The organism is Parasulfitobacter algicola, from assembly GCF_013315265.1.
Taxonomy (GTDB): Bacteria; Pseudomonadota; Alphaproteobacteria; order Rhodobacterales; family Rhodobacteraceae; genus Parasulfitobacter; species Parasulfitobacter algicola.
In genome coordinates, this window is sequence record NZ_JABUFE010000002.1 from 1 (window position 1) to 20,238 (window position 20,238).

Genomic DNA, 20,238 nt, shown 5'->3' on the forward strand with positions numbered 1-20,238 from the left:
GTCTTGCCGTGGTCAACATGACCAATCGTACCGATGTTAACATGCGGTTTATTACGCTCAAACTTTTCCTTTGCCATTCCTCAGGCGCCTCTTCAGGTTAATGGGGTCCGCGTGACCCGGTTCATCATCGCGCGCGACATATTGTGATTAGTAAAAGAAATCAAGCATCAGTTGATATCTGATTGCGAAACACCAAACCATGTTTTGTTTTCAACCAACCATTCTTCGATCTTCTTTGCAGCATTGAACGCAAGGTTTTCCATCTGCTTTTCCTTGGTTTGGGTCAAACCCGACCCAATTGCATTTTCTGCAGACAGGGATTCAAAGACAACAAACTGCCGAACTTCTGTGTTAAGCTTTTCGCCTTTGCGATCGTCCCAAAGCGTAACCGAAACGACAATCGTAGATTTGGGCGATACAACCAACGGTATGCCCGGAATAGCCAAAGCATAAGCATCAATGGAAACAGCAACATTATAGAATTTGTCGCCGTCATAGCGGCCAAGACGATTATCAATCGCTGTCTGTAAAACAGCTTCCCATTCATCTGCCGTTGCATCACGGGACGGATCAATTCTGCGGGCCGTTTCACCAACAACGATATTATGGCCCATCTTGAAATTACCCAGTTCCTCTAACGGGCGGGTTTCCAAATTAGGTTTGGCACAAGCTGTTACTAAAATGAGTGATGTAGCGATCAAAAACAGGCGGTGAAAGGGCATTGGTCTCTCCGGAAAAGGTCTTGGTGTTGCCTTAGCCCAGCAATTCAGGGTGTGCAATCATGACCAATGGACGCCGCACGCCTAATGGCTATATGGATGATATGTTATATGTGAGTATTAGATGACCCAAACAGACATTCCCGCCCGCGTCCCGCTTGTGACCCAACCCATGGGCGTTTGGCAATCGTTGCAAACTGCCCGTAAAAATCTGATCGAGATCATCCCCGATATCGCAACAAAACAACCGATGATCACAGGCAAAACCGCGATTGTGCGCTGGCACATGGTGATGGACCCTGACGGCAACCGGCGTGTACTGAAGGATAATTTGGAAAATTATCCAAAATCAGACGTGACCAAGAATATTCTTGAACCTGCCATTGGCAAAAGTCTGTTTAATGCCGAAGGCGCGCATTGGCGATGGCAACGACGCGCAGCAACGCCTGTCTTTACCCATCGCAATATCGCAAATCTGGCCCCGATCATGGGCTTGGCCGCAGATCGGTCGACCGAGCGTTTGGCGCAATCATCAGGCCGCGCAGTGGATCTGTTTCAGGAAATGGTGGCCGCCACATTCGAGGTAATTTCCGACGTGACCTTTTCCGGCGATGAGGGGTTTGACCGCATGGGCGTTCATACTGCAATCGACAATTACATCGCACAAACGGCCAAGCTGTCATTATTTGATATCGTTGGTGTACCAACCTGGGTGCCACGTCCTTCGCGCATGATATCGTCCGGGGCTATTAAGCAGATGAAGGCCATTGCAGATAACGCCATCAATAACCGACGGGACGGATCATCGCGCGATGTGCCGGATTTGCTTGATTTGCTGCTGGAAGGCGAAGATCCCAAAACCAAACGCCAGATGACCACGGCGGAACTGCGCGATAACCTATTGACCTTTATCGTGGCGGGCCACGAGACGACTGCCCTGACGCTGGCCTGGTCACTGTATCTGTGCGCCTTCGATCAGGATGTGCAGGACAAAGCCCGGGCCGAAGCGCAATCGGTTTTAAACGGCAGCACTGCCAACGCTGACGATGTGCCGAAACTTAAATACATCCGTCAGATCATTGATGAAGCACTGCGTCTTTATCCCCCTGCTGCCCTTTTGTCGCGCACTGCGCAAAGTTCCGATACCTTATGCGGTCGTGACATCCGAAAAGGTGATACAGTTATACTTCCCATATATGCATTGCACCGCAATCATCTGTTGTGGGAAAACCCTGACCACTTTGATCCGGACCGCTTTGTTGACCCAAAAGCGATCAACCGTTTTGCCTATCTGCCGTTCGGGGATGGTCCGCGTATTTGCATCGGCGCCAGTTTTGCATTGCAAGAGGCGGTCATCATTCTGGCCACTCTTATATCGCGCTTCCGTTTCAAGCGTGTGCCAGGCAAAGACCCAAAGCCTGTGTTAATCCTGACATTACGACCGGAAGGCGGCGTTTGGCTTGACGTTGAGCGGATTGACGGTAAAGCAGGTGTCGCAAAGACAGCCTAAATATTATAAATATCTAGAAATTTAGCCTCAAGATAATTCAGCAATGGCTTTTCTGTTGGGTCCGCACCTGTTGCCTGTTTTATTAAATCGCGCGGTTCGTACAGGCCGCCATGACGTTGCAGGTTGTCGCGCAACCAGATTGTTGCAGCCGTTAAATTACCTTGTGACAACTGCGCATCAAGATCGGGAACGGCAGCTTGCAAAGCCTCAAACAAACATCCAGCATAGACATTACCAAGTGTATAGGTTGGAAAATACCCAAACAACCCAACCGACCAATGTACATCCTGCAAACAGCCATTTGCAGGCATATCGACCGCAAAGCCGAAATCAGCCAGAAAGCGATCATTCCAAGCGACTTCAAGATCGCCGACAGCCAGTCCGCCCGACATCATCGCGCGTTCCAGATCAAAGCGCATCAAGATATGCAGGTTATATTGCACCTCATCGGCCTCGGTTCGGATAAATCCATCCTGCACAGCGTTTACGGCACGGTAAAATATGTTCGGGTCTTCGATGCCAAAATCACCGAATGTATCAATCATTTGTCCGTGCAACCAACCGGTGAACGCGCGACTGCGACCAAGTTGGTTTTCATAAATTCGGCTTTGGCTTTCATGAATACCCATGGATGCCCCCGCCCCCACAGGTGTCAGCAAATAGGCCGGATCAATCTGCTGTTCATAAGTGGCATGGCCGACCTCGTGAATGGTGGAATAAAAGCAGTTGAACGGATCATCCGCAACGGTGCGCGTGGTGATCCTGACATCTTGACCAGAGCCTGATGAAAAGGGATGGACAGCTTTGTCGATGCGCCCACGTGTCAGGTCATACCCGAAAACCTCAGCCAGTTTTGCAGATAGCTTCAACTGACCCGCTTCATCGAAATTCCCTTGAAGTACAGGTGGTTGATCTGCGTCTTTGATTTGGTCACGCAATGCAACCAAACGGGGGCGCAATGCATCGAACATGTCTTCCAGATCAGCCGTCGTTGCCCCGGGTTCATAATCATCCAGTAACGCATCATATACATTACCGCCATCAGCCAGCGCTGCCCCTTCCTCGCACTTTAGGCTGACAATCTGTTCAAGCGTGGGCGCGAAATCTTTGAATGAATTTGCCTCTCGCGCCTTAGCCCAGATCCCTTGGGCCACACTGGTGGCACGGGCAATTTCCACGGCCAGCTTGGCAGGCACCTTCTGAGATCGCTCAAAACTGCGCCGGATGTGGCGCAACTGTGCTTTTTTCACAGCATTTGAAGGTTTGGCGGACGCTAGCCAATCACCGATACGCGGATCAGTTCGACGCGCATGCAAGACGCTTTCAATCGCAGCCATTTCTTCTGATCTTTGCTCCGAAGCCCCGCGGGGCATCATGGTTTCCTGATCCCAACCCAAACGGCCTGCGATTTCAGACAGCGCTTCTGTTTCGCGCTGATATGCCATCAGACTTGTGTATGCAGACATCTAATCTCTCACTGATTGGGCAAATGGATAACCGGCCAAAAACCGCGCCCGAATGACTAGCACCCAAAGCACCACAGCGCCAAATTGATGTACAATCGCGATGTGCCAAGGGGCTGAATACATCACTGTGACGATGCCCAGAACCATCTGCACAATCATCATGCCAAGTACGGCATGAAAAGCAAACCGCGTGTTGGTATTTGGGCTTTTACGTCCGCGCAGCCAAACCACTATGGCAAAAATCATCAGCAGATATCCGGCTATACGATGCATGAACTGCACCAATCCGTCATCTTCGAAGAAATTGCGCCAGATGGGTTCCAGCTGAAATGGATCGGGCGGGAAAAACCCACCGGCCATAAGTGGCCAATCAACATAATTACGACCTGCATCGATCCCCGCAACAAGTGCACCGATCAGAATTTGCAGCATCACAAAATGCATCAAGCCAGTGCCCATACCGAATAACTTGGCTTCACGCGCGCGCCTGGCTTGCAGCAATTCCGCCTCGGTCCGAGACAGCTTAAAGACCAGCCACGCGATAAAGCCTAAAATAGCAAAAGCTAATCCAAGATGTATGGCCAGACGATACGATGCGACATCCAGCATGCCATCACGCAAACCTGATGATACCATCCACCAGCCAATGGCCCCTTGTGCACCACCCATAGCACCCAGGATTAAAAGCGGTCTGGTCCAGCCCACAGGTATTTGCTTGCGGATCAAAAAGTATAAAAAACCCAATGCCCAGACAAAGCCAATCACCCGACCCCACTGCCGGTGCCCCCATTCCCACCAATAAATCACCTTGAATTCCGCCAGGCTCATGCCGCGATTTTGCAATTGGTATTCTGGGATGGCGCGATATTTATCAAATTCCGACGCCCAGTCTTGGGCCGTCACCGGGGGTATTGCCCCCATGACAGGGAGCCATTCCGTAATCGACAGACCGGAATCTGTCAAACGCGTTAAACCGCCAACCGCAATCATGATGACTACCATCGCAAACAAAACCAACAACCACGCACGAATAGCTTTGCGGGCACCTTTTGGCGCACGGTCGATTGCACCCGGTTGCGCCGTTGCTGTCGCAGATCCAGGCGACTGACTGACTTCTTCAAATATATTCCGCTTGCCGCTCATCATACTCTCATTGCTTTTTGCGAAAGCTAGGCTTGATGACAGGCAGCTTCAAGCGCCAAACCAGCGCAGGGTATACTGCGGCACCGCTAAAGCGCCGCAGATCGCAAGATTAAAGACCTTTGGCGCGATAGCTGGCGGCCACACGATCAATAGCGACCAGATATGCCGACGTGCGTAAATCTTCGACATCACCTCGTTCGTGCCACACTTCACGCATGGCCTGATAGGCGATGCGCATTGTATCATCCAAACCGGATCGTACCAATTCAATCTCATCTGCGCCGCGCAGATATTTTTCTTTAAAACCGGGGCTTAGTTCCCATCCCAACATCTTATCGGACGACAGTCTTTCAAGCTCATCCGTCAAAAGTTGATGGCGCGCTTCTTCTTGTCTGCGTTGAATACGGCCAAAGCGAATATGGCTTAGATTTTTAACCCATTCAAAATAACTGACTGTTACGCCGCCTGCGTTTGCATACATGTCGGGTATGATTACGGTCCCTTTTTTGCGCAAGATATCATCCGCACCAGCAGTGATCGGACCATTGGCTGCTTCGATGATCAACGAGGCTTTGATACGATCTGCATTTGACAGATTGATTACACCCTCTAACGCCGCAGGGATCAAAATATCACAATCTTCTTCAAGAATGGCGGCACCATCTGCTGTGTAAGTTGCATCTGGAAAGCCCTTTACACCACCGTGTTTGACGATCCATTCATAAATAGACGATACGTTCAATCCAGCTTCATCGAAAAGTGCGCCATCGCGCTCAATGATACCAGTAATGATCGCACCGTCTTCTTCCTGCAGAAACTTTGCGGCATGATACCCCACATTTCCCAAACCTTGTACGATCACACGCTTGCCGTCCAGCTTGCCCGACATACCAGCTTTTTCAATATCGCGGGCATCACGGAAAAATTCACGTAATGCATATTGAACACCGCGACCGGTTGCTTCGACACGACCGGCAATACCGCCTGAATTCAATGGCTTGCCAGTAACGCAGGCTTTTGCGTTGATGTCGGTTGTGTTCATCCGTGCATATTCATCTGCAATCCAGGCCATCTCACGTTCCCCGGTTCCCATATCGGGCGCAGGAACGTTCTGTGACGGATTGATCAAGTCGCGCTTTGCCAGTTCATAAGCAAAACGACGCGTGATGCGTTCAAGCTCGTGTTCTTCGTAAAGTCTTGGGTCGATGCGCAAACCGCCTTTTGCACCGCCAAAAGGTGCTTCAACCAAAGCACACTTATAGGTCATCAATGCAGATAGCGCCTCAACCTCGTCCTGGTTAACGCCCATTGCATAGCGAATGCCGCCTTTGACAGGTTCCATATGTTCGGAATGGACTGATCTATAGCCGGTAAATGTATGAATTTGACCACGTAGCCTGACACCAAATCGGACAGTATAAGTTGCATTGCAGACGCGGATTTTTTCTTCCAATCCCGGGGGAAGGTCCATTAATGCAACCGCGCGATTAAACATCATATCGACACTTTCACGAAAGCTTGGTTCGCTTTGCGCGGATTTTTGATTAATTGTCATTTCAATTCCCCCCTGATTTCAAACACATATACAAGCCGTGCTACGATTCTAACGCTATGTCGAATCTGTTTTACAAATCTGCGAAATATTTAGTGTAAAAGTTGAGTTACCAACCCGGAGCGATTCGCGTTAAACACCGCTTGACCAAACGTCATTGCCAATGAGTATCACGAAACAATCTGGATCAGGCGAGCAATTTATCGCTTATCATCGTGTCAAACATGTAAAATTGCAATTTTAAGTAAGAACAATTCTATTCAGATTGCGCCAATCGTATCGTAAACGGAAATCCTTGCCCCATTTTTGCCACAACTTGACAGTTAAGTAGTGCTGTGCAGATTGGGTGATATCTGTAAGTGTAAACTTAGGTTACTTTTGGGGAGCTAACCGAGTTGTTAAAGGTGCGATATTAAATGGGCGTGAATGGGAATATTCCGAATGCCGACCTGCTGCCATTGGTCTGCTCTAAAATGCATCCTCAGATTTGTACACTTTATTCTGCGCGGTCGCAGTTAAAAGACCTGTGCCTATTTACAAGTAATGACACGCTGAACTGAGACCGCTTTGGAAACTAGATTGCCAAAGCTGTACTATGCCTGGAGGCGGAACACATGAAGAAGACGAAAACGATGGACACAAAAAATTCAACGCAGCGCAACAAGAGCGCCGCTCAGAAGTTTCTGAAGAATGAAGATGGTAACCTAATCCTTTTCAGTTTCTTTATGTTTATCATTATGGTTTTCACGTCAGGTATGGCGGTTGACATTGCTAGACATGAAAGTAGACGAGTCACGCTTCAAAATGTTACTGATTCAGCTACACTTGCAGCGACACGTGTTGCACGTGGCGATACTTTTACAGAAATAGACGTTGTAAAAAGTTGGTTTGCAGTGGCTGGCTTTGATGGTGTGGTTAGCGACGATCAAATTCAGGTTCTTGAAAAAGTGGTCGAAAGAGATGCCGATGGCAATGTTATAGGTGTTTCATCACGTTCAGTACAGGTGCAAGCACAGCTTGAAGTTCCAACGGCATTTATGACCTGGCTCAATGTTGATATGATGGTTGCGCCATCCGCAAGCACGGCGAAAGAAACAACTCAGGATATTGAAATATCTCTGGTCTTGGACATTTCCGGATCAATGGCTGGTGATAAAATCATAGCCCTTCAAAAAGCTGCTGCAGGGGATAGAAATGACGCCGATGGTGTAGATACTGGTTTCATTGAAATCATGCTTGCGGATAATCCGACGACGCAAGCTGAAATTAATAATGGTTTACCTCTGACAACCATTTCATTGATCCCCTATAGTCAGTCCGTTAATGCAGGTGCAGCGTTATTCAACCAGTATAATGTACAAGATGGTACCGCCCCTGACGACGAATCTCGCAAACACAACTATTCGCATTGTGCAAACTTCACTGATCAGCAGATGACTCAGGTGAGCCTAAAGCCAAATACCTCTGTGGCTGATCCAGCGAGTACAAATGATAACCCTTTGCCAAACCTTCCCGTGACCGGTGATTTGATCATTCAACAATCATTTTTCAGCACAAATACAAGTGGAGATCCACAGCCTATAAGTGGGGGCATAGTTTGTAACTATGCTGGAAAAAATCAGATTATTCCTGTCAGTATGAATGAAGCAGCGCTAAGAACTGCAATCTATGGGTACACAGCAGGGGGTTGGACAGCGACGGACCATGGCGCAAAATGGGGTGTTGCATTGCTGGACCCCGATACGCAGCCGACCATCACCGCACTCCAATCCTTTCAAAATGGTCCTGAACTTATTGACAACAACAGAAACACTCCAAGAATTGGGTACAAATACAGTAATAGTGTTTTATTTAATCCAAATCGAAAAATATCGCCACAGGCAGTCAGCCCTTGGATCAGCAACCGTCCCGCTCCTTATCAAAACAGCGATACTAAAAAAGTACTCGTTATTATGAGTGACGGCGCAAACACTAGGCAATATGAACTAAAAACGGCTTTGGATAATCTAAATAGTGAATATCTACCAAATGGTATCAAAGGTCAGATGTCGCCTGTTTTCTATAGAACCCGGCCAAATCCAAATGGTGGGCGCTATAGCGTTTTAGTAGAGGGTGATTTTGATCTTGGAGCATATACGGAATATTTGGATGACAATGCAGCTAATCTTTTGACAGACGAAGGTATTGACGTCACAAATATGAACGATAGACAAGTTGAAGACACCATTCAACTATGGCTGGATAGTGATCCTGACGATCCGTTTTCACAAAGGCCAAGATTTTATCACGAAGATGATGAACGTTACGCACGTCATATTGACCAAAGTCGTGGTGATCACAATCCCAACAATATGGACATCATACAACTAAGCTGGGCAGAACTTTATGTTAACTATAACACGCGCAAAGTTGCAGAAAAGTTCTTTAGGGATGCAAGGGATGACGATTATCTGACGAATGCAGATTATAATATGATCCGTACTCCTTATAAGGAAAATCATTCTGGCACCTTAGCTGATGCAAGGCTTAAAAATATCTGTAACGCTGCAAAGGCAACTCGAAACATACAGATCTATACCGTTGGCTTTCAGATTGACGCGTCATCAACCGAAGAAGTGCTTCTTCAGGATTGCGCAAGCAACGATTCCGGTGGAAATTCCAAGCTGTACTTCCCTGCTACAAACGCGTCAGAACTTCAGTCTGCGTTTAGGAGAATTGCCGAAAACATCAAGCAACTGAGATTGACCCAATGATCACTTCATTCATGATGAAAGTCAAAAAAACTGTCTTCGGGTTCAAGCGATCCGAAGACGGCGCAGCCACAATTGAATTTGTGATCATGTTCCCAGTCATTTTTAGCATATTTTTGTCCGCTTATGAGATGGGGCTATATATGCTGAACAACGTGATGCTGGAACGTGCTGCTGACCTTACAGTGCGGGAATTGAGACTGGGAAATCCAAATGTAACAAGCGCGAATGGACTTAAGCAAGAATTGTGCAAAAATCTGAGTATTGTTTCTGATTGTGCTGAAACTGTTGAAGTTGCACTGCAACCAGTAAGCACTGCTACTTGGTCGCCATTTCCGACATCAATACCATGCCGCACACGGGATGAGCCGGTCGATCCATTGAATGAACCAACAGTTGATGCCGGATCCGACAACGACCTGATGTTTGTAAGGTTTTGCTTAAAGATTAAGCCTTTCTTCGGAGATTCACTTTCTATCGGACTGAGTACGATAACAGATGCAAATGATGATCTGAATATCTTTGCGACAACCGCATTCGTAAATGAGCCGAGCTAATGGATTGTTTGATGAAACATATAAAATCTTTTGTTAAAGACACGCATGGATCGGCATCTCTGGAAGCAATACTTATACTTCCAATGCTACTTTGGGCATATGTAGCAATGATAGTATTCTGGGATGGCTATAAAAGCGATTTAATCGTTGAAAAGGCTTCATTTACAATAGCTGATACGCTTTCACGCGAACGCAACCCAGTAGACCAGAATTATCTTGATGGTTTAAACCGAACGTTTGCATGGCTTTCCTACACCAATCAACCAACAAGCGTACGAGTTACAACCGTTAGGCAAAATGTTGATCCAGACGGCAATCGTGAGCTTGTGATGTTGTGGTCAAAGGCATCCGGAGAATTGAGCCCACATGGAAGTGTAAATAATGTTGAGGCATTCACCCCTTTGCTTGGTGGTGGAGAAGAAGCTATAATAGTTGAAACAAAGATGCTGTTTGTCCCTTTTGCAACAGGAGTTCTCCCAGAAATCCCAATCTCTAAGAGAGTTCTGATTTCTCCGCGCTTTGTTGCAAGCTATTGCTGGGATGATGACCCCTGCTAAAAAAGCTATTTAGGTTTTAATCTACTAATAAGAATCTCAGCCATAAATTTTGTTTGATGGGCGGCAGTGATGCCGCCTATTCCTATTTTACGGCCTGTGCACCACCATAGTCCGGGTGACCATGACCTTTCAGCAGGTTGGTCCAAATAAACGACAAATCCGTTTGTTGGCTTAAAAGCGAATAACCCACGATCAACGCGGTTTATATTTGTAAGTTTCGTCAGGATACGGCCGGATGACTCTCTCAATTCCGTCTCAGTCAGTTCTATTGAAACCGATGTGGCGACATACATACGATATGCAAACCACATCCCCCCTGCCCCAGCCAAAATCAATACAATTTGCCCCAAGTAAGAACGCGTTGGCGCGGTAATACCAACCCAGATCAACAGCAAACCAAGAAAAACAAGACCACCTATCCCGAAGGCTTGTTTCAACTGCGATGGCTTAACTTCAGCCAGAATTTTTTCAGACATTTTGTCCCTTTTGGATTTCTTGGACCTTACATTCAAATCATGGTGATTTGAAAGATAAACGCCGTTATGTCCAGTGCACGTGACCGCCCCCCGGCAGATATGTCCTTGCGATCATCGGCTCTGTATAATCAAATCCTTCCGCATCACAAAACTGCTGTACCCACGCATCGTCCATCATTAAAAAATCCAGGACGGAAACCAAAAGATCAGGTTCAGCTGCACGTGATTTCAAATCAGCCTCTGATACACCTGTCGCCCCCATAAAAACCGGTAAGACTTCATCGTTACCTGCCAACCACGTCAAAGCTTTCAGCGCCAATGTTTCGGCGTATTCTTGCCGCATAGATTGCTTCCTCGGTTTACTGGAAAGGCTTTGTTAACCTTTCTCATCAAAAAAGAATATACCGTGTCCTAAAGAAAAGAAGGTCTTTGATGCCTGGTCGTATCCTGATTGTAGACGATGTCGCTAGCAATCGCATCGTAATGCAGGTCAAGCTTGAATCGGCACACTATCAAATTGTCCAAGCTCGCACTGGTGGCGAGGCCCTTGATATCGCACAACGCGAAACGCCAGACCTTATTTTATTGGACATGATGCTGCCAGACATGAATGGCAAGGCCGTATGTGAGGCCCTGAAGAATAATTATGAAACGGCACAAATCCCCATCATCGTTATTACATCTGCATCAGATCTTACCACCAAGATGGCTGCACTCGAAGCCGGAGCCGAAGAATTTTTATCGAAGCCAGTAGATGATATCACTTTACTGGCTCGTGTTCGCAGTCTTCTGCGCGCACGCGATGCAGCTGATGAACTTAGACTGCGTGATGGTACAAACCGTGCATTGGGATTTGCAGAAGAAGAAACCGGATTTGAGTTACCGCCAAAAGTTGCGCTTATCGCACCAAACGCCAAAACTGCACAAAACTGGAAAGACGGACTGAACACGAAACTGCGTGGAAAGTTTGATGTGGTCGACAAGACGAATGTTCTTGATATGGAAACTGCACAAAAAGCACATGATGTCTTTGTTATATCCGCACATTTAAATGTTCGGGACGAAGGCCTGCGGTTAATAACTGACTTGCGTAGTCGTGCGGGTACAAGACATTCCGCAATACTGATTGTCGTTCCCTCAGGTGACAGTAATTTGAGTGCGATGGCATTAGATCTTGGTGCAAATGATCTGATTGCCGAAGGTTTTGATACCGCAGAATTGGCTGTACGCTTGAAGACTCAAATCCGACATAAGCGGCATTCGGACCGTTTACGCGCACGGGTAAAGGATGGACTGCGCGCAGCAATCACGGACCCCCTGACAGGGCTTTATAACCGCCGCTATGCGATGCCACATCTGGAACGAATTGCCGAACGCGCGCATACGAATGGTAAGCCGTTTGCATTGATGCTATTGGACTTAGATCACTTCAAATCTGTAAACGATGCCTATGGCCACGCGGCTGGTGATCAGGTATTGCAAAGCGTTAGCCAATGTCTTCAGGAAAACCTGCGCGCCGTTGATTTGGTGGCACGTATCGGGGGTGAAGAATTTATGGTTGCAATGCCGGACACCAGCTTAGAAGCTGCCAGAGGTGCTGCCAAAAGGCTTTGTGGGGTGATTAGATCAACACCAGTAAAAATTTCAGGCTATTCAGATCCAATATACACAAGTGCAAGCATAGGCGTCGCGATGGCTGACTGGACCCTGAATTCTTCTGCAGATGTGGAAACGGTTTTGCGCCACGCTGATCGTGCCCTTTACGCGGCAAAGGCCGATGGACGAAATCAGGTCACAATAAGCAAAGGGGCCGCCTAACGCATTCTACGTCGCTGCAATATTTTTTCTAACCGATCTACATACGACAATCTTTCTTCATGCGTCATTGTTTGTAACCGTTGAATAAGCATGGATTGAACAAACTTTTGTCGATCCATAAGGAATGTACTTTGATCTGAAAGAATACGTTCAACGGCATCAGTATCCAACGTCTCGGCGCGTAAAAGATCAAATACGTCTTGAAAACCGCGACGCATCCCCTGCATCTGCTCGGGCGACACATTAAACAGCTGCTGGCTAATTTGTCGACGATCTGACGGATCAAGCGCACGTGCATAGGGGCTGAATATCTGAGATCCAGCCCTGACTGGCTGATTAGTGAATACACGCCCCAAAACGATACCAACAATCAGAAAGTTTAGAGCCAGCGAAATTGCAAACCCAATCTTGATCCAAAGCGGTAATTTTTTTTTCAAAGCATTTTGCATGCTTCACCCTTCGTCCATAAAAACACTGACGTCTAATAAAAGATTATCAGACGCCCATATGTCAGCTTCTGACATATAAATATCGCTCACTAACATTGGTGATGTCAGGCCAATAACAATGCCAATACTACAGGCGGTTGCCAACCCTACAGTCACAGGCCAGCCACCCAATTCCGACCATATTTTGTGCCAAAAAGGTGCGTTTTGTGATGCTGCATCATTAAGAATGCGATCGACCAAAGGAACAGGTGGCACATAGGGTGTCGCACGCGCAGCTTCAAAGAAGACGTCTAGATCTGCATCATCTTTTTTATTCTGTTGCATAACTTAAAGCATCCTTTTGATCTGCAAGCATCACACTCAACGCGCGTTTGCCGCGTGCCGTTAAGCTTTCAACAGCCTCCACACTTATGTTCATAATATTCCCAATTTCAGGATTACTGAGTTCTTCAATATGACGTAAAATAATTGCCTGGCGCTGACGATCCGGCAAATTCATTAAAGCGGCTTGCAAGGCACTTGAGCGCGCTGCGTTTTGTAAGCCAGCCGTAACTGGTGGCTGTGTATCTTTCACATCTGATATAACATCCAGACTCATCGGGCGAGTTTTGCGCAATTGGTCTGTGCACAAATTGGCGGTGACCTGATAAAGCCAGGTGGAAATTTTTGCCTCACCCACACGCCATTTCGGTGCGATTTTCCAAAGTCTAAGCATAGCTTCCTGTGTTATATCCTCTGCCAGATCCTGCTGACCTAAAACACGGCTGGCATAACCAAAGACCATTGGCGAAAGCCGGGTGGTCAAAATTTGCGCAGCCATAGGGTTCCCTTTCGCGTAAAGCGCCAACAGTGTTTCATCAGCAGCCTGGATCATGGCATCATAAGACATTGACATCAGTGGATGACATAAGTCGTTTTGAATACGCTTTGTATGCAAATCCAAAACGACACTGCCATTAGGCTATCCCTTATTTTGTTGGCGCATATTGGTGCGACCTGCGTCAAATTCAGTCTTTGAGATTGTACCGTTGCGATCCGTATCCAAGCGCCTGAACATCCGCCCTTCGCCTCTTTGTTGCGGCATCTCATCTTGTGTCAATTGTCCGTCATCATTTGCATCCATACGCGCCATCATTCGACCCGCACGGTTTGCCGCCAACGTTTCAAGCTCGGATTGTGACAATGCACCGTTTCGATCAGCATCTGCATTGGAAAAACGCAACGCTTGCGCCTGCTGCATTTCTTCGCGGCTTAATTCGCCGTTCCCATCTTTATCTAACATATCAAAAGACATTGATTTTCCCTGCTCTTGCGCCATAGCACCGCTTGCAGCGATCAGTATGATTGCGAACCCATATCTTATCATCGCTTGTCTCCATTTTGCGATTTCGAATAAAGGTTAAACGGTCGTATGGGCGGATTCCGTCGTAAAACGTGTAATTTTTTGCGACATCGCGTCACAAAAGTGATTAATCTCTTTTCCTATTGTGCAATATGACCCATCTCATGATGTGTAACATATAGGGCTCTCATGACCGAAGATGCGACAGATCGACTGATGAAACCTGCGATGTGGAACGGATGGCGCAAACGCTGTCCCAACTGCGGCAAAGGGGCTTTGCTGAAAGGCTATTTGAAAGTACGTGACACTTGCGTTGAGTGTGGTCAGGATTTGCATCATCATCGCGCAGATGATGGGCCTGCATATCTTACGATTTTGATCGTGGGTCACTTGATGGCCCCACTGCTGCATATCGTATTTGTTCAGTTCCGCCCCCACCCTGTAGTTCTGGCTGGTATTTTTTGCGTCGGATGCGTGGCCTTGTCTTTATATTTACTACCACGACTAAAAGGCGTCATTGTTGCGATCCAATGGTCACGCCGAATGCATGGGTTTGGCAAATTGCAGGATGGATAAATCTGTAGTTCGAAACGCTGCAACGATTATCGTTGTTAGAAACCCGCAAAATGATCCGCGTGTTTTGATGGGGCAGCGCGGAAAATCGGCAGCATTCATGCCAAACAAGTTCGTATTTCCAGGTGGCGCGGTTGATCATGGTGATCAAGACATTCCATTGCTAGAGGATGTGTCAGAGCCCTGTAAATCGAGACTGGAAAACTGTCTTGATGTTTCATGCAATGCGATTGCTGCTGCCGCAATTCGTGAATTGTGGGAAGAATCCGGATTGGTTTTAGGCGAACGTGCTGCGTGGCACACACCCCCATCTGATTGGCAGGATTTTGCAAATCTAGGGTTTCGCCCTACACCTAAAGGATTGCGGTTCGTATTTCGTGCTATCACACCACCAGGGCGGCCCCGGCGCTTTGATGCAAGGTTTTTCTTATTGGATGCAGCCCATTTACATGGCGATCTAGATGATTTTTCCCGCGCCAGTGATGAGCTGTCTCATTTACAATGGATCCAATTACCCCAAGCCCGCAGTTTTGATCTGCCTTTTATTACCGAGGTGGTGTTGGCCGAAGTCAGTTCCAGGTTGCCGATACTAGATGCGCCGGAAAGCGTGCCCTTTTTCAAAAATAACGATGAAGAAAGCCTGTTTTTACGCCTGCGTGGCTAAGGGTTTCTGCGCCAGATCGGGTGTGGGACGGGGTCTTTCGCTTTCCAAAAATAATCCCTGAAGACCTGCGCATAGGACGCGAAATAATACCCTTCGTTGCGTTTCAGATATCGATCCACATTCGCGCGATACACTGCAGGCAAACGATACCAAGGCAGTTTGGGGTGCATATGATGAACAACGTGCAGGTTATTGTTCAGAAATAGAAAAGCCAATGGACCGTGATCTTCGATAATAACCGTTCGACCGCGCGCCTTTTCATGGGCCTGATGTTCCAGAAAGGTGCGGATTTTCAAAATTGACAATCCCAGATATGTCGCCACCAGATATGCCCAAACCGGCATAGGCGCATAAATTAGCCAAATAATCACAATGCCCATCGCAGGAATATGCCATACCCATCCCATAAGAACTTTTAGATCTTTATTCCGAATGGCGACCCAGTCTGCACGCATAAAAGACAATTGCGAGATTACAGGCCCTACCGTCAATCGTCCCAGCAAACGGTTGTTGAACAAAAGCAATGTCTGCATCCAGCTTGGCAAACGCGCCCATTCCCCGCCGTCCATATAGTTGCTTTCAGGATCATCATAGGGATCCGTTAGAATACTATCCTGATGGTGGGCCAGATGTGTATCCCGAAACCTTAGAAATGGAATAAACAAAGGTAACGCAGGAAAGACCAGCGCCTGATTTAATGCTTTTGTTTTAAAGGGATGGCCATGGATGATTTCATGTTGAAGGGATGCAAACTGCGCTATGGCCAAACCCGTTATCACGATCCCAACAGGCAGCCACAGCGCAGAAAGCCACATCGTGCTTAAAATCCAAACGAAATACGTAGCGGCCAGTAATATCAATGTCGGCCATTCAATATCACGCGCTTTTTGCCAAAGCGTCATTTTTTCCCCAATTTTGATTAGCAAGCCGACATTAGCACTTGTATCAAATGTGCATAATTCTGAAGATACGCAGCATGAATTCAATTTTGTTTAGGAAATTCACAAGTGTTGGGAAAAACCGATAAACGTGACCGCGCGCAGATGTTTCGTGACAGGCTAATGCTTGCAATGACACAGATCGGCAGCAACCAAAGTCAGCTTGCACGCAATGTCGGTGTTGATCGGTCAACGATTAGTCAAATTTTAAATGGCGATGGAACGCGATTGCCCAATGCCCAAGTCGTCGGTGAATGCGCTTTGGCGTTGGGGGTTTCGACGGATTGGCTTTTGGGGCTTTCTGAACGTCCAGAAAGTGCAGCTGATCTGCTTGCAGCATCAATGACCATGACCCATGCCCCCCGCGCTTTGGTCGATGAACAGATATTTGCTTGGCACAAAGAGGCCGCTGGCTATAAAATTCGCCATGTTCCAGCAGGGTTACCGGATATGTTGAAAACCCATGATCTTTTACAGTGGGAATATGAACCATCGCTTGGGCGCACAACAGATCAAGCGATTGGCGCATCTGAAGATCGCTTGTCATGGATGCGCAGTTTGCAATCTGATTATGAAATCGCAATGCCACTACATGAACTGCAGGTTTTTGCGCAAGCCAAAGGCTATTACTGCGGTCTTCCGGCATCCATCAGGCGTCAACAAATCGATTGGCTGTTAACGCTTCACGAACAGCTTTACCCATCCTTGCGGATTTTTCTGTTCAATGCGCGAAAGCTGTACTCTGCACCCATCACAATTTTTGGACCGTTGCTGTCAGTAATTTATATGGGCAGCAATTATCTGGCTTTTCGCGATACTGAACGGGTTCAGGCAATTACCCGGCACTTTGACGGATTGGTCCGCGAGGCTGAAATCTCGTCCCGTCATTTGCCGGCATTTTTACAATCCTTACGCGACCAGATGCCCTGACCATTGCGTACGAACATCACAACCGGCATCCGCCAAAAAGGCTTGTGCAAGATCAACAAAAGCATTCGGGTTCCGGTGTGAAGCCAAAAGCCTGATACAATCTGTCCGTCGATGGGCCAACAAGATCTGCTCTGATCGTACAGCACAACTTTGTAATTGTTTGATAGTGAATATTTGAGATGCCGACGCAACAATAGCATCGGTACTGCAATGCGATTGCACGACCTGCAGCACTTTTTGCTTTAACGCTAACCTTTCGGGCACACATTCTTGTATCCAGGCAGCACCAGAAACCGCATCAGACATCGTTTTGTGAAATGTAATATTTTCAGCCGTGAAATGCGCCGATGTATCGGGATCAAATATACGGACACTTAACCCTTGATCAGAAAACCAAGTCACCCAACTGGTGCCTTCTTGACCACATCCTATCACAGTGACAACGGTCATTGCGGCGTACGCACCAACTTACTAACGTCGTACCCGTTGAAATCCAGCACCTCAAGCGCCGCGCGCAAACGGTCTGGTGAAATTTCAGGATCTCTGTTCAAAATCCAACCCGCCCGACCATTTGGTGTGCCGACAACAGCCGTACGATAATCTGCGTCCACCCAAAGCACCCAATAAGGCGCGCTAAAGGGAATACCGTTGAAAGATACGTCCAACCGTCCGGGCGATACGACTTGCGCTTGACCCTGAATTGAACGGACCTGACCATCCAGTGTATCTTGTCGGCATGTATTTTTAACAGAAAGTGTCCCATCGGGCTGAACTTTATATTCAGCCGTTACACCGACACAGCCCTTTTGAAACGGCACAGGAAAGCGCGCAATTTCATACCATAACCCGGCATAGAGATCGGCATCAAACCGCGTGGTTGACGCGATTGGGACATTTTCATCACGATATGTCGGAGCCACCGCGCAACCCGCCAACAGCGCAAATAGAACAAGCCAGCGCATCAGTATGGCATCGGGTGAAGTTTATGAGCTGCTGTAATCTCGGATAGGATTTCATCACTTAGCGTCACATCAACAGACCCAAGCGCACGGTTCAAATGATCCATTGTCGTCGCACCAAAGATGGCCGATGCCATGAATGGGCGCGTTCGACACCAGGCCAAAGCCATATGCACAGGATCCAGCCCGTGCCGTTCAGCAATCTGCAAATAAGCATCAACCGCAGGAAAAGCACGATCTGTCCGACGCCCACCCAAATCGCCATTCAAATCCATTCTGCTGTTCTTTGGGACAACACCGTTTTGATATTTTCCGGTCAAAAGACCCGCCGCAAGAGGTGAAAAGGCCAAAAGCCCCACATCTTCATTCACGCTTAATTCAGCCAGATCAGTATCATAAAGCCTGCACATTAACGAATATTCATTCTGAATTGACGCCACCCGCGGCAGGCTTTTTTCTTCGCTGATGCGCAACCATTGTGCTGTGCCCCAGGCACTTTCGTTCGACAGGCCAAAGTGACGAATATTCCCCTTGTCGACCTGCTTTTGCAGCGCCTCAAGCGCCTCTTCCATGTGTGCCATCGTGTCGGCCCGGTCTTGCCCGGACGGATCAAATGTCCAGTTCTGCCGGAACATATAAGACCCGCGGTTTGGCCAGTGGAATTGATACAGATCGATGTAATCTGTCTTTAGTCTTTTCAGGTTGCCTTCGATTGTCACAGGGATACTTTTCGCTGAAATCCCAGCACCATCACGTACATGGGCAAAACCAGACCCTGAATGTTTTGTTGCCAGAATAATATCCGACCGCCGACCAGTTTTGGCGAACCACTCACCAATAATCTCTTCTGTGCGGCCAACAGTTTCAGCTGTAATCGGATTGACCGGATACATTTCAGCCGTATCAATGAAATTGATCCCTGCATCCAGCGAACGGTCGATCTGTGCGTGGCCTTCTTCAAGCGTATTCTGCGACCCCCAGGTCATCGATCCCAGGCACAGCTCGCTGACTATGATGCCGGTGCGCCCCAATTCTTTCATCTGCATGTAAACGGCCCCTCTGTTATGTGTTATTCGGGACTTTAGCGGATCACCCCGGGACAACAACCCGATTAAAAAGACATGAGTCAGAAAACTATTTGAATGACAAAAGGTACATACGGATTATGCGACTTATACTCTTTCTTTTTTGTGTGCTTGCAGGTCCGGCATTGGCCGATCCGCAAGCCTACAGGCTGGATGCACAACGATCGAGCGTGGGCTTTACCTATGCTTTTCAGGGGCAGCCCACGCAAGGGACCATGCCGGTGCGGTCTGCCGATATCACCCTTGATCTAAGGGATGTATCGCGCAGTCAGGTTACGGTTGCGCTGGACCCAAGCCGGGCACGAGCGGGGTTTGTCTTTGCCACGCAGACGATGAAGGGGCCCAGTATTCTGGACACCGCGCGGTTTCCGACGATTACCTTCCGGTCAACGCGTGTGACGGGTACGGTGAACGATGCGCGTCTGACGGGTGATATCACGATCCGTGGTGTGACACGGCCTATTACGCTGACAGCCGGGCTGTTTCAGGAACAGGGCGTTGATCCAGCGCAGCGGGACAAGCTGCTGATTGTGATGAAGGGGTCGGTGAACCGCAATGATTTCGGCGCGGGTGGCTGGCCCGATTATGTGGATGAACGGATTGATCTGAACATTCGCGCCTGGATTGACCGGGTGCAGTAGGCCGGTTTCGGACTGGGGGCTGCCTGCCCCCAGACCCCCGGGAGTATTTTTTGAACAATGAAAGGGCGTGGCGCTTGCATCGGGTCGTGCGGGGGCGTTAAACGGATCG

23 protein-coding genes are annotated in these 20,238 nt (G+C 48.0%); 9 read left to right on the forward strand and 14 right to left on the reverse strand.

Annotated elements, in window-relative coordinates; genetic code table 11:
• Nucleotides 1-167: 167 nt before the first annotated feature.
• Nucleotides 168-722 (reverse strand): hypothetical protein, encoded by a 555-nt coding sequence (locus HRQ87_RS03715; protein WP_174135402.1) that lies wholly within the window; start codon nucleotides 720-722, stop codon nucleotides 168-170.
• A 121-nt stretch (nucleotides 723-843) separates the two neighbouring features.
• Here HRQ87_RS03715 and HRQ87_RS03720 point away from each other — a divergent pair, with 121 nt between their 5' ends.
• Nucleotides 844-2,229 carry a cytochrome P450 gene (locus tag HRQ87_RS03720; RefSeq protein WP_174135404.1) on the forward strand — a complete coding sequence of 462 codons (1,386 nt, stop codon included), beginning with the start codon at nucleotides 844-846 and terminating at the stop codon, nucleotides 2,227-2,229.
• On the opposite strand, the gene HRQ87_RS03725 is transcribed toward HRQ87_RS03720, so the two are convergent.
• The 3 genes from HRQ87_RS03725 to HRQ87_RS03735 form a co-directional block, all read right to left on the reverse strand.
• Entirely contained in the window at nucleotides 2,226-3,695 is a 1,470-nt protein-coding gene (locus tag HRQ87_RS03725; protein WP_174135405.1) for a carboxypeptidase M32, read from the reverse strand. The two genes, HRQ87_RS03720 and HRQ87_RS03725, sit on opposite strands and share 4 nt — an antisense overlap.
• On the reverse strand, nucleotides 3,696-4,838 hold the full coding sequence (gene ctaA / locus HRQ87_RS03730) for a heme A synthase (RefSeq protein WP_174135407.1): 1,143 nt from the start codon (nucleotides 4,836-4,838) through the stop codon (nucleotides 3,696-3,698).
• Nucleotides 4,839-4,947: 109 nt separating this feature from the next.
• A complete protein-coding gene (locus tag HRQ87_RS03735) occupies nucleotides 4,948-6,393 on the reverse strand; it encodes a Glu/Leu/Phe/Val family dehydrogenase (RefSeq protein WP_174135409.1) in 1,446 nt (481 codons plus the stop codon).
• A 611-nt stretch (nucleotides 6,394-7,004) separates the two neighbouring features.
• Between HRQ87_RS03735 and HRQ87_RS03740 the strand changes: the two genes are divergently transcribed.
• The 3 genes from HRQ87_RS03740 to HRQ87_RS03750 are packed head-to-tail and all read left to right on the forward strand — an operon-like array spanning nucleotide 7,005 to nucleotide 10,254.
• Nucleotides 7,005-9,143, forward strand: a complete 2,139-nt coding sequence (locus HRQ87_RS03740) for a TadE/TadG family type IV pilus assembly protein (protein ID WP_174135411.1) — start codon at nucleotides 7,005-7,007, stop codon at nucleotides 9,141-9,143.
• Nucleotides 9,140-9,697: a TadE/TadG family type IV pilus assembly protein gene (locus HRQ87_RS03745; protein ID WP_174135413.1), complete on the forward strand. Its 558-nt coding sequence runs from the start codon at nucleotides 9,140-9,142 to the stop codon at nucleotides 9,695-9,697. Before HRQ87_RS03740 ends, HRQ87_RS03745 begins: the two co-directional genes overlap by 4 nt.
• Nucleotides 9,698-9,708: 11 nt before the next feature.
• Nucleotides 9,709-10,254 carry a TadE/TadG family type IV pilus assembly protein gene (locus HRQ87_RS03750; protein WP_174135415.1) on the forward strand — a complete coding sequence of 182 codons (546 nt, stop codon included), beginning with the start codon at nucleotides 9,709-9,711 and terminating at the stop codon, nucleotides 10,252-10,254.
• Between the two features lie 5 nt (nucleotides 10,255-10,259).
• Here HRQ87_RS03750 and HRQ87_RS03755 read toward each other — a convergent pair whose 3' ends face one another.
• A complete protein-coding gene (locus HRQ87_RS03755; RefSeq protein WP_174135417.1) occupies nucleotides 10,260-10,730 on the reverse strand; it encodes a hypothetical protein in 471 nt (156 codons plus the stop codon).
• A 64-nt stretch (nucleotides 10,731-10,794) separates the two neighbouring features.
• Nucleotides 10,795-11,073, reverse strand: coding sequence for a DUF3572 domain-containing protein (locus tag HRQ87_RS03760; RefSeq protein ID WP_174135418.1), 279 nt, complete (start codon nucleotides 11,071-11,073; stop codon nucleotides 10,795-10,797).
• A gap of 89 nt (nucleotides 11,074-11,162) precedes the next feature.
• Here HRQ87_RS03760 and HRQ87_RS03765 point away from each other — a divergent pair, with 89 nt between their 5' ends.
• Nucleotides 11,163-12,548, forward strand: a complete 1,386-nt coding sequence (locus tag HRQ87_RS03765) for a diguanylate cyclase (protein ID WP_174135420.1) — start codon at nucleotides 11,163-11,165, stop codon at nucleotides 12,546-12,548.
• Here HRQ87_RS03765 and HRQ87_RS03770 read toward each other — a convergent pair.
• The 4 genes from HRQ87_RS03770 to HRQ87_RS03785 are packed head-to-tail and all read right to left on the reverse strand — an operon-like array spanning nucleotide 12,545 to nucleotide 14,363.
• The gene (locus HRQ87_RS03770) at nucleotides 12,545-12,997 is read right to left on the reverse strand and encodes a periplasmic heavy metal sensor (RefSeq protein ID WP_174135422.1); all 453 of its coding nucleotides are present in this window, start codon (nucleotides 12,995-12,997) and stop codon (nucleotides 12,545-12,547) included. The genes HRQ87_RS03765 and HRQ87_RS03770 overlap by 4 nt on opposite strands.
• Before the next feature lie 3 nt (nucleotides 12,998-13,000).
• Complete coding sequence (locus tag HRQ87_RS03775) at nucleotides 13,001-13,321, reverse strand: hypothetical protein (RefSeq protein WP_174135424.1); 321 nt, start codon at nucleotides 13,319-13,321, stop codon at nucleotides 13,001-13,003.
• Nucleotides 13,308-13,940, reverse strand: a complete 633-nt coding sequence (locus tag HRQ87_RS03780; protein WP_343035134.1) for an RNA polymerase sigma factor — start codon at nucleotides 13,938-13,940, stop codon at nucleotides 13,308-13,310. The genes HRQ87_RS03775 and HRQ87_RS03780 overlap by 14 nt, the downstream gene beginning before the upstream one ends.
• An 18-nt stretch (nucleotides 13,941-13,958) precedes the next feature.
• Complete coding sequence (locus tag HRQ87_RS03785; RefSeq protein WP_174135426.1) at nucleotides 13,959-14,363, reverse strand: EF-hand domain-containing protein; 405 nt, start codon at nucleotides 14,361-14,363, stop codon at nucleotides 13,959-13,961.
• 165 nt (nucleotides 14,364-14,528) lie between these two features.
• On the opposite strand from HRQ87_RS03785, the gene HRQ87_RS03790 reads away from it, so the two are divergent.
• Nucleotides 14,529-14,915, forward strand: a complete 387-nt coding sequence (locus HRQ87_RS03790) for a DUF983 domain-containing protein (RefSeq protein WP_174135428.1) — start codon at nucleotides 14,529-14,531, stop codon at nucleotides 14,913-14,915.
• Nucleotides 14,908-15,576 carry an NUDIX hydrolase gene (locus HRQ87_RS03795; RefSeq protein WP_246251732.1) on the forward strand — a complete coding sequence of 223 codons (669 nt, stop codon included), beginning with the start codon at nucleotides 14,908-14,910 and terminating at the stop codon, nucleotides 15,574-15,576. Before HRQ87_RS03790 ends, HRQ87_RS03795 begins: the two co-directional genes overlap by 8 nt.
• On the opposite strand, the gene HRQ87_RS03800 is transcribed toward HRQ87_RS03795, so the two are convergent.
• On the reverse strand, nucleotides 15,573-16,478 hold the full coding sequence (locus HRQ87_RS03800) for a fatty acid desaturase (protein WP_246251734.1): 906 nt from the start codon (nucleotides 16,476-16,478) through the stop codon (nucleotides 15,573-15,575). The genes HRQ87_RS03795 and HRQ87_RS03800 overlap by 4 nt on opposite strands.
• Nucleotides 16,479-16,583: 105 nt before the next feature.
• On the opposite strand from HRQ87_RS03800, the gene HRQ87_RS03805 reads away from it, so the two are divergent.
• On the forward strand, nucleotides 16,584-17,444 hold the full coding sequence (locus tag HRQ87_RS03805; protein ID WP_174135432.1) for a helix-turn-helix domain-containing protein: 861 nt from the start codon (nucleotides 16,584-16,586) through the stop codon (nucleotides 17,442-17,444).
• Here HRQ87_RS03805 and HRQ87_RS03810 read toward each other — a convergent pair.
• Genes HRQ87_RS03810 through HRQ87_RS03820 form a run of 3 tightly spaced genes read right to left on the reverse strand, consistent with a single transcriptional unit; the run spans nucleotide 17,424 to nucleotide 19,449 of the window.
• Nucleotides 17,424-17,894, reverse strand: a complete 471-nt coding sequence (locus HRQ87_RS03810; RefSeq protein WP_174135435.1) for a 3-hydroxyacyl-CoA dehydrogenase NAD-binding domain-containing protein — start codon at nucleotides 17,892-17,894, stop codon at nucleotides 17,424-17,426. The two genes, HRQ87_RS03805 and HRQ87_RS03810, sit on opposite strands and share 21 nt — an antisense overlap.
• The gene (locus HRQ87_RS03815) at nucleotides 17,891-18,406 is read right to left on the reverse strand and encodes a lipocalin family protein (protein WP_174135437.1); all 516 of its coding nucleotides are present in this window, start codon (nucleotides 18,404-18,406) and stop codon (nucleotides 17,891-17,893) included. Before HRQ87_RS03815 ends, HRQ87_RS03810 begins: the two co-directional genes overlap by 4 nt.
• A complete protein-coding gene (locus tag HRQ87_RS03820) occupies nucleotides 18,406-19,449 on the reverse strand; it encodes an aldo/keto reductase (RefSeq protein WP_174135439.1) in 1,044 nt (347 codons plus the stop codon). The genes HRQ87_RS03815 and HRQ87_RS03820 overlap by 1 nt, the downstream gene beginning before the upstream one ends.
• 119 nt (nucleotides 19,450-19,568) lie before the next feature.
• On the opposite strand from HRQ87_RS03820, the gene HRQ87_RS03825 reads away from it, so the two are divergent.
• On the forward strand, nucleotides 19,569-20,129 hold the full coding sequence (locus HRQ87_RS03825) for a YceI family protein (protein ID WP_174135440.1): 561 nt from the start codon (nucleotides 19,569-19,571) through the stop codon (nucleotides 20,127-20,129).
• Nucleotides 20,130-20,238: the final 109 nt, after the last annotated feature.